The sequence below is a fragment of the Streptomyces sp. NPDC055955 genome (genome assembly GCF_042270245.1).
Classification (GTDB): domain Bacteria; phylum Actinomycetota; class Actinomycetes; order Streptomycetales; family Streptomycetaceae; genus Streptomyces.
Window position 1 is genome coordinate 287,757 of record NZ_JBHJYS010000004.1, and the last position, 13,444, is coordinate 301,200.

Annotated in this window: 11 protein-coding genes; 4 read left to right on the forward strand and 7 right to left on the reverse strand. The window is 69.8% G+C overall.

Annotated elements, in window-relative coordinates; genetic code table 11:
* Positions 1-92: 92 nt before the first annotated feature.
* Positions 93-1,850: a glycoside hydrolase domain-containing protein gene (locus tag ACFC96_RS09980; RefSeq protein ID WP_376611295.1), complete on the forward strand. Its 1,758-nt coding sequence runs from the start codon at positions 93-95 to the stop codon at positions 1,848-1,850.
* A gap of 37 nt (positions 1,851-1,887) precedes the next feature.
* On the forward strand, positions 1,888-3,015 hold the full coding sequence (locus ACFC96_RS09985; protein WP_376611297.1) for a peptidoglycan-binding protein: 1,128 nt from the start codon (positions 1,888-1,890) through the stop codon (positions 3,013-3,015).
* Between the two features lie 85 nt (positions 3,016-3,100).
* Here ACFC96_RS09985 and ACFC96_RS09990 read toward each other — a convergent pair whose 3' ends face one another.
* The 5 genes from ACFC96_RS09990 to ACFC96_RS10010 all read right to left on the reverse strand — a co-directional run bounded on the left by ACFC96_RS09990 (position 3,101) and on the right by ACFC96_RS10010 (position 8,988).
* On the reverse strand, positions 3,101-4,117 hold the full coding sequence (locus ACFC96_RS09990) for an ABC transporter ATP-binding protein (RefSeq protein WP_376611299.1): 1,017 nt from the start codon (positions 4,115-4,117) through the stop codon (positions 3,101-3,103).
* Positions 4,114-5,151 carry an ABC transporter ATP-binding protein gene (locus ACFC96_RS09995; RefSeq protein WP_340458926.1) on the reverse strand — a complete coding sequence of 346 codons (1,038 nt, stop codon included), beginning with the start codon at positions 5,149-5,151 and terminating at the stop codon, positions 4,114-4,116. The genes ACFC96_RS09990 and ACFC96_RS09995 overlap by 4 nt, the downstream gene beginning before the upstream one ends.
* Complete coding sequence (locus ACFC96_RS10000) at positions 5,151-6,059, reverse strand: ABC transporter permease (RefSeq protein WP_340458925.1); 909 nt, start codon at positions 6,057-6,059, stop codon at positions 5,151-5,153. The genes ACFC96_RS09995 and ACFC96_RS10000 overlap by 1 nt, the downstream gene beginning before the upstream one ends.
* Positions 6,060-6,063: 4 nt before the next feature.
* Positions 6,064-7,062, reverse strand: a complete 999-nt coding sequence (locus ACFC96_RS10005) for an ABC transporter permease (RefSeq protein WP_376611300.1) — start codon at positions 7,060-7,062, stop codon at positions 6,064-6,066.
* Positions 7,063-7,161: 99 nt separating this feature from the next.
* Complete coding sequence (locus ACFC96_RS10010) at positions 7,162-8,988, reverse strand: ABC transporter substrate-binding protein (protein ID WP_376261421.1); 1,827 nt, start codon at positions 8,986-8,988, stop codon at positions 7,162-7,164.
* 283 nt (positions 8,989-9,271) lie between these two features.
* On the opposite strand from ACFC96_RS10010, the gene ACFC96_RS10015 reads away from it, so the two are divergent.
* Positions 9,272-10,180, forward strand: coding sequence for an N-acetylmuramic acid 6-phosphate etherase (locus tag ACFC96_RS10015; protein ID WP_376261419.1), 909 nt, complete (start codon positions 9,272-9,274; stop codon positions 10,178-10,180).
* A gap of 56 nt (positions 10,181-10,236) precedes the next feature.
* Here ACFC96_RS10015 and ACFC96_RS10020 read toward each other — a convergent pair whose 3' ends face one another.
* Positions 10,237-11,178: a MurR/RpiR family transcriptional regulator gene (locus ACFC96_RS10020; protein ID WP_376261417.1), complete on the reverse strand. Its 942-nt coding sequence runs from the start codon at positions 11,176-11,178 to the stop codon at positions 10,237-10,239.
* Between the two features lie 112 nt (positions 11,179-11,290).
* The gene (locus ACFC96_RS10025; protein WP_376611302.1) at positions 11,291-12,373 is read right to left on the reverse strand and encodes a serine hydrolase domain-containing protein; all 1,083 of its coding nucleotides are present in this window, start codon (positions 12,371-12,373) and stop codon (positions 11,291-11,293) included.
* Between the two features lie 135 nt (positions 12,374-12,508).
* Here ACFC96_RS10025 and ACFC96_RS10030 point away from each other — a divergent pair, with 135 nt between their 5' ends.
* The gene (locus tag ACFC96_RS10030) at positions 12,509-13,429 is read left to right on the forward strand and encodes a GNAT family N-acetyltransferase (protein WP_376611304.1); all 921 of its coding nucleotides are present in this window, start codon (positions 12,509-12,511) and stop codon (positions 13,427-13,429) included.
* The last annotated feature ends 15 nt before the right edge of the window (positions 13,430-13,444 follow it).

Below are 13,444 nucleotides of genomic sequence, written 5' to 3' on the forward strand. Positions count from 1 at the left end.
CGGCAGGCACACCAACGGTGTTGGGCCCCATCCGCTGACCGGGCCGAAGGCGCACAGTCCTGATCCGACCCAGAGACTGAATCTGGAGTGCCATGACACCGCTCCGTTCCTCGCGTGCGCGACTGCGCGGCGCAACCACCGTTCTGGCCGTCCTGGCCGCGCTGGGCACCTCCGCCGTGGCAGCCGCCGCGTCGCCCACCGCGGCCAAGGACGTCTCATATCGCGGCTATCACGTACGGGTGCCCGCAAGTTGGCCGGTCGTGGACCTGGCCGCGAACCCCGACACCTGTGTGCGCCTCGACCGGCACGCGGTCTATGTCGGTCATCCCACCGACGCCGGTCAGGCCACGTGCCCGTCCGGCATCGTCGGCCGCACCGAGGCCTTGGTCATCGAGCCCCTCGACGCCAAGTCCCGTAAGAAGATGGACAGTTCGACACGCATCGCGCCCAAGGGCTCGGCGAGGGCCGCCGCCGGCGCGGCGAAGAGCGAGTCCCCTGGGCGCATACGCGAGGCGGTGCCCGCCGCAGGAGTACTCGTGACCGCCTCCGTCGGCGCCGACGAGGCCACCGCGCAGGGCATTTTGGACAGTGCCCGTCTGGACGACGACGCGAAGGCGACCGCCGCGACGCCGAACACAGCCGAGTCCGGCCAGGCGACCACCTCGGCCGCGGCCGCTGTGGCGGCGCAGCCGGGTACGTACACGGGGCTGGGCTTCGACCCCTGCGCCGCACCCTCCTCCTCGCAGATGACCGCCTGGTCCGCCTCGCCCTTCCGGGCCGTCGGCGTGTACATCAGCGGCATCAGCGCGGCCTGCGACCAGCCGAATCTGACGGCGTCGTGGGTGCAGACCCAGACGTCGGCGGGCTGGCACATCATCCCCATCCACGTAGGCCTCCAGGCGCCGTGCAACAGCTTCAGCCACAAGGTGTCGTACACCCTGTCCACCGCCGCCGGCCAGGGACGCAGCGAGGCCCAGGAGTCCATGGCCGCCGCCGCGGCGCTGGGACTGCCCGAGGGCAGTGTGCTCTACAACGACATGGAGGCCTACGACCAGACCAACACCGCATGCAGTGACGCGGTGATGACGTTCCTCAGCGCGTGGACCGAGGAACTGCACGCGGGCGGCTATCTGTCCGGTGTCTACTCGTCCGCCGCGTCCGGGATGGTCGACCTGGCCGGGGAGTACACGGCCGGTACGTACACCATGCCCGACCACATCTGGTTCGCCCGCTGGAACGGCGCCGCCGACACCGACGCCACGCCCTACGTGCCCGACGGGTACTGGGCCGATCACCAGCGCATCCACCAGCTCTCCGGCGACACCGACGAGACCTGGGGCGGCGTGACCATCAACATCGACCGGGACTACCTGGACGTGGACACGGGGCCGTACGCCGGATCCTGCTCCGCGAACCTCGACTTCTCGCAGTACACGTCGATCTCGGCCGGCTCCTCCGGCGGCCTGGTCAGCGCGGCGCAGTGTCTGCTGCTGCGTCAGGGACGCTACAGCGGCGCGGTGGACGGCGCGTTCGGCTCGGGCACCACGACCGCGGTGCAGTCGTTCCAGGGCGCCGTGTCCCTCCCGGTCACCGGCACGGTGGACTCCCACACCTGGACCGCGCTGCTGTCGGCCGGCACCAAGCCGACTCTTCAGTCCGGCTCCACCGGCATCGACGTCAAGCGGCTGCAGCGGGCGCTGATCGCGGCCCGCGGACAGTCCCTGGCCATCGACGGCGACTTCGGTCCCGCGACCACCTCCGCCGTCAAGGCCTACCAGACCGCCCAGGGTCTCTCCTCCGACGGAATCGTCGGGAACGCCACCTGGTCGGCCCTGCAGTCCGGCAAGTGACCCCCGGTCCACCACGAACCAAGGGAGAACCATGCCTGTGCACCACAGACGTCACCGGGCCGTCCGCGGCCTGGGGGTTGCCCTGGCGGCGGGGCTGCTCGCGCTGGGCACTCTCGTGCCCGCGGCAGCGGCGACCGCGCCCGCACGCATCATTCTGGTCTCGTCCGACTGCCCCAACACCGTTCAGCAGGGGCAGGTGAGCGGATGTGTCACGGAACTCCAGACTCTGCTGAACGCCCACGGCGCCTCGCTGACGGTCGACGGCGACTTCGGGTCGGCCACCACCACGGCGGTCAAGGCGTACCAGACCTCCCAGGGGCTCACCTCGGACGGTCTGGTCGGGCCCGCCACCAAGTCCGCGCTGTACTACGAGGATCCGGCCGTGCCGATCGACCTGCGTTCACTGCGCTGCCCCGTGCAGCTGGAGGCGGGCGAGAACGACGGCTGCGTCACCGAGCTGCAGAACAAGCTCAACTCCAACGGGGCCGGTCTGACCGTGGACCACGATCTGGGCTCCGCCACCGTCGCCGCGGTGAGCTCCTACCAGTCGTCGCACGGCCTGGCGGCCACCGGGCTGGTGGACCCGCCGACCAAGGCCGAGCTGTACGGCGACGCGGCGCCGCAGCAGCCGGCCGACCTCGGCTCGGGGCGCTACGCCGCGGTCGTCGGCTACGCGCAGCAGGCCACCGGTCAGAACATCCAGTATGTCTGGGGCGGCGGTCATGAGGACGGGGCGTTCTCGTTCGGCCCGTCGATCGGCATCTGTGACGACTACAGCGGCTCGATCCAGCCGTGCCCGGCGGACAAGGAAGTGGGTCTGGACTGCTCGGGCTTCACGCGGTGGCTGTACTGGCGCGCGGGGGCCGGCGACATCGGCCAGACCACACGCGACCAGGTGGTCAACCCGAAGCTGGCGCAGGTCAGCGCGGCCGGCGCGATCCCGGGCGACCTGGTGTACTTCGGTGGTTCGGCGTCGACGGTGCATCATGTCGGGGTCTACATCGGCAACGGGTTGATGATCAACGCTTCGCACACCGGAACCTACGTACGGCAGGACACCGTCGCCTCGCACAGCGACCTGCTCGGCTACTACCACGTCACCGGTGTCACCTCGGCGGCCCTTGCCGACTCGCTGTCCGGTCCGGCCCCGCACGAGGCGGGCTGATCGTCAGCGCGGGAAACGAACGGCTGCCGGAGCCCCGTCAGGGGTTCCGGCAGCCGCATGTGGTGCCTGTACCACCGAGAGGTCGTCAGACGCCCGCCGGCTGGATCTCCACGCCGACCACGCGTCGCGGTGCGGGATGGAAGCAGGCGTGGTCCTGCCCCGTGTCCCCGAGCTGTTCGAGGACCGGCCGGGCGGCGGTGCACCGCTCGTCGGCGAAGGGGCAGCGAGGAGCGAAGAGGCAGCCGTCCGCCTGTGCCTTCTCGTCGAGCGGGGCGAGCGGCTCCAGCCGGTCGGGGCCGGGCTCCTCCCGTCCGCGCATGATGGGGACGGCGGACAGCAGACACTGGGTGTAGGGGTGGACGGGCGCCTGGATGATGTCGTCGGTCGGCCCCCGTTCGATGACCTGGCCGCGGTAGATGACGTGCAGTTCTCCCCCTGCGCCGATGTAGCGCGCGGTGGCCACGTCATGGGTGATGAAGAACAGGGAGATCCCCAGGCGGGTGCGCAGATCGTGCAGCAGCCCGAGGATGCCGAGCCGCAAGGACACATCGATCATCGAGACGGCTTCGTCGGCGATGAGCACTTCCGGGTCCACGGTCAGCGCGCGGGCGATGACGACGCGCTGGCGCTGGCCGCCGGACAGCTGGTGGGGGTACTTGGGCAGGACGCCGTCGGGTTCGAGGCCGACCAGTTCCAGCAGCTCCGCGGCCCGCCCACGGACTCCCGAGGACGCGGCACCGGTCACTTTCGCGCGCATCCGCAGGGGGTCGCCGAGGATCTGGTCGATGGTGCGGGTGGGGTTGAGGGCCGAGTACGGATCCTGGTGGATCATCTGGATACGGCGGAAGTACGGGGCTCGTTTGCGCGGCGGGAGTTTCGACAGCTCTGTTCCGTCGACGAGGAGTTCGCCGCCGTCGAACGTCTCGATCCCGGTGAGGATCTTGCCGAGCGTGGTCTTGCCGCAGCCCGATTCGCCGATGAAGGAGACGGCTCCGCCCTTGGGCAGGGTGAAGTCCACGGCGCGCAGGGCGTGGACGGTGCGCTCGCCGGTGAACGCGCCGCGGGTGCGGTAGGTGCGGGTGAGGCCGCGTGCCTCGATCACGACGCGTCTCCCTTCGGGGTGGCGGGGGATGAGCGGACGAGGGCCACGTCGGCGTGGCAGGCGCGACGGTGGTCGGGCCGGAACTCCTCGAGCTGCGGTTCCGAGCCGGTGCACACGTCCGTGGCGAACGCGCAGCGCTCGCGGAACACACAGCCCGCCTTCGGGATGGTGGTCAGGTCCGGCGGCCGGCCGGGCAGCGCCCGGGCACTGGCGAGGTCACCCGTGATCCGGGCCGTGGCACGGATGAGGGCCTTCGTGTACGGGTGGGACGGAGCGCGCAGCAGTTCCAGTGCCGGGCCGTGCTCGACGATGCGGCCGCCGTACATCACGGCGAGGTTGTCCGCGATCTCCGACACGACGCCCATGTCATGGGTGACGATCAGGGTGCTGAGGTGGTTCTCCTCGTGCACCTCGCGGATGATCTTCAGAACGGCGGCCTGGGACAGCACGTCCAGGGCCGTGGTCGGCTCGTCGAGGATGAGCACCTTGGCGTTGAGGACGAGTGCGAAGACGATGCCCAGGCGCTGGCGCATGCCGCCGGAGAGTTCGTGCTGGTAGGAGTCGAGGACGCGACGGCCGTCCAGGCCCATGCGCTCGGCCAGTTCACGTGCGCGTCGCAGGAGTTCGGGGAGGTCCTTCACGTCGTGGGAACGGCCGAGGTCCAGGATCTGCTGGCCGATGGTGCGCAGCGGGTTCATGGAGTTCTGGGAGGCCTGGAACACGTAGCCGAGCGCCGAGCCGCGTACGGCGCGCAGCTGCTTGGCGGAGAGGGCGGTGATCTCGCCAACGCCGTCGACGTGGACGGTGCCGCCGCTCACCCGGCCCGGCTCGGGGATGGCGTTCATCAGGGCGAGCGCGAGCGTGGACTTGCCGGAGCCGGACTCGCCGACGAGGCCGGTGATCCGGCCGCGGGGCAGGTCGAGCGTGACGCCCGCGATGGCCGGGTACTCGGTGCCCTCGATGCGGTAATGGACCGTCAGGTCGCGCACCCGGACCTCTGCCTCGGCGGTCGCCGTGGTGGTGTGGTGGGTCATCAGCGCTCCCTCAAACGCGGGTTGAACAGCTCGTCGATCGCGTCGAGGAACAGCACGACGCCGGTGATGAGCAGCAGGATGCAGACCAGCGGGGCGAGGAGGTACATCAGGGCCTCCGGGCTCTGCAGCGCGCCGCCGGAGAACACCGCCTGGTTGATCATCACGCCCCAGTTGGTGGACGTGAACGGCACGATGCCCAGGAAGAACAGGCCGACCTGTGCCTCGACGAAGCTGACGATGGCCAGCAGCAGGTTCATCGCCACGTAGGGGGCGAGGTTGGGCAGGAGTTCCTTGACGAGGATGTGACGGTTGGGCAGGCCCAGGCTCCGGGCGGCTTCGAGGAAGCCGCGCTCGCGCAGGCTGAGCGTCTGGGAGCGCACGGCGCGAGCGATGCCGCCCCAGCCGACGATGCCGAGTACCAGGCCCATCTCCAGCGGGCTGCCGAAGGCCCACACGGTGGAGAGCACGACCAGCACCGGCAGGCCCGGGATGGTGAGGATGAAGTCGGTGGCACGCATCAGCAGCGAGTCGGCAAGCCCGCGGTGGAAACCGGCCAGCAGGCCGACGGCGGTGCCGATGCCGACGGCGAACAGTCCGGCGATCGCGCAGGTCAACAGGACGTAGCGGGATCCGACGACCAGGGCCTGGAAGACGTCGGACCCGGCGAAGTCGGTGCCCAGCCAGTGCTCGGCGCTCGGCGGAGCGTAGACCGCGTTCGGGTCGACGGCGAGGTTGTCGGAGTAGAGCATCGGGCCGAAGACGCCCATCAGGGTGAAGAACACCAGGATGACCAGACCGGCGACCCGGCCCGGTTTGCGGGTGAGCACGCGCCGGATGCCGGTCCAGTAGCGGCGGCGCGGCGTGACGACGGCGGGGCGCGGTTCGGCGGTGAGAGGTGTGGTGGTCATCGTCTCAGCGCCTCACTCGGGGGTCGATCACGGAGTAGAGCAGGTCCGCGATGATGTTGGCGAGCACGACGGCGATGGTGATGATGAGGAACGCGCCGGTCATCAGCGGGTAGTCGCGGGATCCGATGCTCTGCAGCAACAGACGTCCCAGGCCCGGGTAGTTGAAGGCGTTCTCGATCAGAATCGCGCCGCCGAAGAGATAGCCACAGGCGATCGCCAGGGTGGTGAACAGCGGCAGGATGGCGTTGCGGCCGATGTAGCGCAGCCGTGTGCCGGGGGCGATGCCGCGCAGTTCGGAGGCGAGGATGAAGTCGTCGCCGAGTACGGAGGCGACCGAGGAGCGCATGGAGAGCATCCAGCCGCCGTAGGAGATGAGTACGTAGGTGGCGACGGGCAGGATCGCGTAGTAGGCGACGGAGCCGATGTACGCGGCGCTCCAGCCGGAGTCCACCCAGGGGTCGTTGGTCTCGCCGTACGGCAGCCAGCCCAGCTGGGTGTGGAAGACGGTGGTGAGCAGGATCGCGAGCACGAAGGACGGGATGCCGGCGATCAGCGAGGCGGACAGGCTGAGCGCGCCGCCCCAGCGCGAGGAGCGTTTGACCGCCGCCACCACACCCGCGGTGATGCCGATGGCGAAGCTGATCAGCAGGCCGCTGAGGATCGGGATCAGTGTCCAGGGCAGGGCGTTGCCGATCACCTGGGACACCGGCACGCCGCTGTAGGAGATCGAGAGGCCGAGGTTGCCGTGCAGCAGGTCGGACAGGTAGTTCACGTACTGGGTGGCCAGGGGGTCCTGCGAGGTGTAGCCGTAGATCACGGCGACCTTGGCCATGGCCTCGTCGGGGGACATGCCCTGGCTGAGGTAGCCCTCGTAGGCCACCTTGCCCGGGCTGCCCGGCAGCGCGTGGACGAGGAAGAACGTGAACGAGGCCACGACCCAGACCATCACCGCGCCGCCGGCCAGCTTGGTCAGGACGGCGCGGACGAGTCCCTTCACGTTCATCACCTCCTTTCCGGGGTGTGTGGTGCGGTGGGTGAGATGACACAGGCGGACAGGGCGGCGGCTGTGCGGCTGCCGCCCTGTCCGATCGGCTGGGATCGCTTACTTCTTGGGCTGGATGTAGCCCTGCGCCATCCACATGCCGGGGAAGTTGCCCAGCAGGTCGTCCTGCCCGTTCTTGGGGAACTTGGTGAAGTTCTTCTCGTTGTAGAACTTCACGTTGGTGTAGTCCCAGATCGGGATGACCGGCACCTCCTGCGCGGTGACCTGGGCGAGCTGGTTGATGATCGGCTTGGCCGACTCGTTGTCCAGGCCGGCGAGCTGCGCGGTCAGGTTCCCGGGGTTGACGCGCTTGCCGCCCACGGTGACCTCGACCGGGCCGTGCATCCAGTTGCCCGAGCCCTTCTTGTCCGTGTGGGAGGCCTTGTCACCGTTGGCGGTGAACCCGTCGGACTCGCCGTACAGACGCTGGAAGTCGCCGCGCGCGGTGGACCCGACGGCGGTGAGCCACCAGCCCACGTCGAACTTCTCCGCGGCCATGTCCTCCTGGTACTTGCCGAAGTCGGCGGACAGCTGCGGCTTGGTGTCGATACCGGCCGAGGTGAGCTGGTTGGCGATGACGGTGGAGGCGGAGATCCAGTCACTGAAGCCGTTGACGGTCTGCAGCGTCATCTTCCACTGCTTGCCGTTGGCCAGGTACCACTTGCCGCCCTTCTTGGTCAGGCCGGCCTTCTTGAACAGCGCCTCGGCCTTGGCCGCGTCGTGGGCGTAGGGCTCCAGAGCCGAGGACTGGTCCTTGGTCAGCCAGGCCTGGGTCATCTTGTCGACCATGCCGGTCGGCGCGGCGGCGGTCTCGCCGCCCACCGGCTGGCCCACCTTGGTGGCCGCCTCGCGGTCGAGGAGGTACGCCAGCCCCTGGCGCACCTCCTTCTTGTCGTACGGGGCGCGGCTCTGGTTGAAGGCCAGCGACGCCTGGACGTAGCTGACGCTCTCGGTGCGCTGGTAGCCCTTGCTCTCGATCTGCTTGAGCACGTTCTCGGGGATGGCGGTGAAGGGCGCGGCGTCCAGCTCGCCGTTCTTCATGAAGCCCCAGATCTGCTCGTTGCCCGAGTAGTGGCGGACGACGACCTGGCTGGGGCCCACCTTGTCGGCGGCGTAGAAGTTCTTGTTCTTGTCGAGGATGACCGAGCCGGGGTTGAGCTTGCGCACCACGAACGGGCCGGCCGAGATGTCCTTCTGGGGGGCGAAGGCCGAGACCTGCTTGCCGACCCCGGTCAGCTTGGCGGCCGCGGCCTTGGCGTCCTTCGCCTTGGCCGGGTCGACCTGCTGGCTCGCGTGGATGATGTCCCACATGTCGGCGGGGACCAGGTGGCCGTAGACCTTGGCGTTGACGATGACCTGGCCGAGGACCTGCTTGGTGAAGGTCAGGTTCTTGGTCCCGGGAGCCTGCTTGAACTCGAAGGCGCCTGCGCCGGCCGACTCCACCGACGACACGTTGAGCCCCTCGGTGAGACCGCGGGCGCCGACCGCGGCGGCGCTCTGGGTGTAGCCGAGGGCCATCGACAGCCTGAGGTCGTCGAGGCTCACCGGGGTGCCGTCGGACCACTTCGCGCCGTCCTGGAGGTGGACGACCAGGGAGTCGCCCTTCATCTCCCAGCTCTTGGCCAGACCGGGGAAGTTGTCGTTGGGGTTGAGCGGGTTCTTCTTGTCCCAGCCGAGGCGCATGGTGTTGAAGCTGACGAAGCTGTTGCCGTTGGCGTTGTACGGGTTCATCGGCGCGCCGGGCGTGATCGGGTTGTTGGCGTCGACCGTGGTGAAGACACCGCCCCTGGCGCCGTTCTTGGCACCGGAGTCCGGTGCGCAAGCGGCGAGCGATCCGAGCGTCGCCAGTGCGGCGGAGGCTGCGACGAAGTGCTTGAACCGGACCATACGTGTGGTCTCCGATCGAATGACAGAACAAGGCGGAAGAAGGGTCCTGAGGGTGAGCAGACCGTAGGAGCGACCCTGTGGGCATGTCAATAATTTGCGTTGGCCGAATCCAGTTCGTAACTTCCCGCCTTCGGCCCCGTACTGACAGGCTCTCCGGAGTGGTGGCCCAGACGGATGGGTGACGCGGGAGACACCTACGTGAAAAAGTTACGTACAACCGCCAGCCCTTGTGGCAAAGTTGCGCCGCGCTGATCCCCCGCTCGCTGACCGAGAGGACTCCCCGATGCGCCCGCCGCACGCCGAACGCGTCAACGCTCCCACAGAGACCCGCAATCCCCGCACCCGTGAGATCGACGACCTCCCCACTCTGGAGGCGTTGCGCCTGCTCAACGCCGAGGACCGGATCCCGGCCGAGGCCGTCGCCGCCGTGCTGCCCGACCTGGCCCGCCTGGTCGACGAGACCGCGCGGCGGATCAGGGCAGGCGGCCGGCTGCACTACTTCGGCGCGGGGACGTCGGGGCGGCTCGCCGTGATGGACGCGGCAGAGCTGATCCCCACGTTCGGCATGCCTCCCGGCATCGTGGTGGCCCATCACGCGGGCGGCCCCCGCGCGTTGGTCGAGCCCGTCGAGGGCGTGGAGGACAGCGCCGACGCCGGCGCGGGCGATGCGGCGCCGGTGGGCTCCGGGGACGTCGCGATCGGCGTGGCCGCCAGCGGCCGCACCCCCTACGTCGGCGGGGCCCTGCGCGCCGCCCGGGCGGCCGGTGCCTTCACCGCCCTGGTCAGTGCCAACCCCGCGGCGGAGCTCGCCGACGCGGTGGACGTCCACCTCGGCGTGGACACCGGCCCCGAGGCCATCGCCGGCTCCACCCGGCTGAAGGCGGCCACCGCGCACAAGCTGGTCCTCAACAGCCTGTCCACGATGGTGATGGTCGCGCTGGGGCGGACGTACTCGAACCTGATGGTCGACGTGACCGCCACCAACGGCAAGTTGCGCGGCCGCCTCATCACCATCCTCGTGGAGGCCACCGGACTCGACGAGGAGACGTGCGCCGCCGCCCTCGCCGCCTCGGGCGGGGAACTGAAGACCGCTCTGGTCGGCCTGCTCGCCCCGTGTTCACCGCAGCAGGCGCGAGCGGCGTTGGGCGACAGCGGCGGACACGTGCGTACGGCGCTGCGCCTCCTCGGCTGAGGGTCGCGCGTCACGCCGGACATTCCCGCCGGGCCGGACCGGCGGGAATGTGCCGTTCACCCCTTAGAGCGCCGCCGGTGCACCGCGCTGTACGTGCGTTCCAACGCGCGCGTCGTGCGGCTGCTGTTGTGCTGGGCCACGCCGACGAACAGGCAGTCCACCAGTGTCAGCGCGGCGATCCTGCTGGACATCGCGCCGGTCCTGAACGTGGTCTCGCGCGCCGCGGTGACGAGGACGTGATCGGCGACCTGGGCGATCTCGGAGCGCGGGAAGTTGGTGATCGCGATGGTGGTGGCACCGTTGTCCGAGGCCTCCCGCATGGCCGTCACGGTGTCGGCGGACTCGCCGGTGTGCGAGATGCCGATCGCCAGGTCGCCCCGGCCGAGCAGGGCCGCCGACGTGACGGCCCCGTCCCGGTCCGGCCAGGCGGTCGCGCGGTGCCCGATGCGGTGCAGCTTCTGCTGGAGGTCCAGCGCGATCAGCGCGCTCGCACCGACCCCGTACAGGTCCAGGGCGCTGGCGCTGACGACCGCGTCGATGGCCCGCTCCAGGACGTCCAGGTCGATCTGGGCGATGGTCTCCTCCACGGCCCGGGCGTCGGCGAACCCCAGCTTGCTCACCACGTTGGCCAGGGAGTCGTCGGGCTCGATCTCGCTGCCCGCACTCGACCAGACCCGCGCGCCGTCCTTGCTCCCCGCGGCCGTGGCCAGCGCGATCCGCAGATCGGGGTAGCCCTTGAGGCCCACGGCCCGGCAGAACCGGATGACCGTCGTCTCGGACGTCCGGCATTCCGCGGCGAGTTCGCTGATGGTCCGCCCGGCCACTCCCACCGGATCGGCGATCGCCGCCTCAGCGACACGCTGCTCCGACGGCGGCAGCGAGGGCAACAGCGCACGGATCTGCACCAGCACGGACTGTGCCGGTGCGGTGCGTTCCGCGCTGGGCGCACGACGCGGGGTCTCGCCTCGTGCGTGGTTCCGGTGACGTGAAGCAGTCATGTGGGAATCCTACGGTTTCGGTGGGGGACGGGGAGCGGGCCGAGGGATTCGTCCGTCACGGTCTGGTTCGTCCGTGGCGTGCACGGTCGGTGCGACGGGGGCGGCACGGTGGTCAACTTCCGTGGGAAAGGGCCGACTCGGTCCGGGCGACGGCCGCGTGGACCACGCGACGCAGTGTCTTCGCCCGCGCGCCGCGCCCGTAGTGCACGGCGTTGGTCAGCAGCACCACCCAGATGCCGCTGACCGGGTCGAGCGCCAGGCTGGTCCCGGTGAAACCGGTGTGCCCGGCACCGGACGCGGGCCAGTGCGGGGACATGTGGTCCCAGGCGTCACCGGGCAGTGTCCAGCCCAGTCCCCGGGCGCCGTTCAGGCCGCGGGTCTGCAGGGTCAGCGCCTCGGCACGCATCCGTCGGGAGAGCACCGAGCCCTCGGAGAGCCAGCAGGTTCTCAGATAGTGCGCCAGGTCGGGTGCGCTGCCGAACAGGCCCGCGTGTCCGGCGACACCTCCCAGGCCCTCGGCGTTCTCGTCGTGGACGACACCCCACTTGGGCTCGCCGTCCGGTCCGGCCTCGGTCGCGGCGGTGTGCGCACGCCACTCGGCGGGCGGCAGATAGCGGACGGTTCCCAGGCCGAGAGGGTCGAGTACCAGGTCCCGTACGGCGCTGTCGAGCGGTGCGCCGGTGACTCGGGCGACGATCTCACCGAGCAGGATGAACCCCAGGTCGGAATACTGCACGACACTGCCCGGCGGATGTTCGAGCGGCTCGCGCAGCACGGCGGTCAGACGGTCGGCCGGGCCACCGGGGAGCTGCCAGAAGTCCCGGTGCGGAGGCAGACCCGAGGTGTGCGACAGCAGGTGACGAATCGTCACCTGGTCCTTGCCGCTCCCCCGGAAGGCGGGAAGGTGGCGGCGAACAGGGTCGTCCAGGCCCAGCTCTCCGCGATCGGCGAGCCGCAGCACGGCCGGCAGGGTGGCCACCACCTTCGTCAGTGAGGCCAGGTCGAAGACGGTGTCGGCGGTGACCGAACGGCCCGAAGGGCCTGAAGCGGTGACACCGTAGGAAGAGGTGTGCACCTCACCCGTGGCACCTCGCCCCGTGATCAGGACGGCGCCGGGCACCGTACCGTCCTCCACCGCACGCCGTACGAGGTCCGACGGATCGGTGAGATCTGCGACGTCTTGCGGGACGGACATCATGGTCCTGCCTTCCGGTTGGGTACGGGGGGCTGACAGGCCGATCATCTCGCTGGTAATTTTTCGCCGCAACAACGAACTCGAATGTTATTGATTTACATGCGGCGTCTCCACCGACCTCCGAGGTGAGCAGCGATGACGACCCCTCACTCCATCAGGACCGCGACCGAGAGCGACCTTCCGGCGCTGCGAACGCTCGTCCAGGCAGCGCTCGTTCACGATCAGGACGCCGCGGACGTGCTCGACCTCCTGTGGACCCAGGCCGCGTCCCGCCCCCGGCTCCGGCTCCTGGCCGAGGCCGACGGGCAACCCGTGGGCCTCGTCGTCGGCGCCCTGGGCCCGGCACACGCAGACGCCCCCGTCACCGGACACGTCGACCTGATCGCCGTGCACCCCCAGGCGCAGAGCCAGGGCATCGGACGGATCCTGCTCACCCGTGCGGAGGAACTCCTCACCGCTGCCGGTGCCACGCGGTCGATGATGCGAGGCAGGCCGCCGTACTACGCCTGGCCCGGCATCGACATCCGCTACACGCGGGCCGTCTGCCTCGCCGAGTCCAGCGGCTACACCCGCGGGCGCGAAGGCCTCAACATGAACGTCGACCTGCGCACCGCGCCGCTGGACACGGCCGCCGACGAAGCGCGTCTGGCCGCCGCCGGAGTGCAGGTCCGCCGCCTCACCACGCAGGACGAGAAGCCGTTCCTTGCGTGGATGACCCGGTGGGGCGGAACCTGGGACGGCGAGGCAGCACGCGCCCTCGCCTATGACCCGCCGCGCGGCCATGTCGCCGTCCGCGAGGGTGCCGGCGGAGTCGAATACGTGGGCTTCGCCTGTCACGGCGTCAACCGCCGGTCCTGGTTCGGCCCGATGGGCACCGACGCCGCCCTGCGCGGCATGGGTGTGGGAACCGTACTGCTGCGGCGCTGCCTCGCCGACCAGCTCGCGGCCGGGCTCGACGAGGCCGAGATCGGCTGGACCGGACCCGTCCACTTCTACGCGCGCGGTGTGGAGGCGCGGCTCGGCCGGGTCTTCTGGACGTACTCCAAAGACATCTGAGCCCCACGACCAGAC

Coding starts and splice junctions, on each gene's coding strand:
- ACFC96_RS09980 (WP_376611295.1), top strand. CDS start 93: ATGACACCGCTCCGTTCCTCGCGTGCGCGACTGCGCGGCGCAACCACC.
- ACFC96_RS09995 (WP_340458926.1), bottom strand. CDS start 5,151: ATGACCCACCACACCACCACGGCGACCGCCGAGGCAGAGGTCCGGGTG.
- ACFC96_RS10000 (WP_340458925.1), bottom strand. CDS start 6,059: ATGACCACCACACCTCTCACCGCCGAACCGCGCCCCGCCGTCGTCACG.
- ACFC96_RS10005 (WP_376611300.1), bottom strand. CDS start 7,062: ATGAACGTGAAGGGACTCGTCCGCGCCGTCCTGACCAAGCTGGCCGGC.
- ACFC96_RS10010 (WP_376261421.1), bottom strand. CDS start 8,988: ATGGTCCGGTTCAAGCACTTCGTCGCAGCCTCCGCCGCACTGGCGACG.
- ACFC96_RS10015 (WP_376261419.1), top strand. CDS start 9,272: ATGCGCCCGCCGCACGCCGAACGCGTCAACGCTCCCACAGAGACCCGC.
- ACFC96_RS10020 (WP_376261417.1), bottom strand. CDS start 11,178: ATGACTGCTTCACGTCACCGGAACCACGCACGAGGCGAGACCCCGCGT.
- ACFC96_RS10025 (WP_376611302.1), bottom strand. CDS start 12,373: ATGTCCGTCCCGCAAGACGTCGCAGATCTCACCGATCCGTCGGACCTC.
- ACFC96_RS10030 (WP_376611304.1), top strand. CDS start 12,509: ATGACGACCCCTCACTCCATCAGGACCGCGACCGAGAGCGACCTTCCG.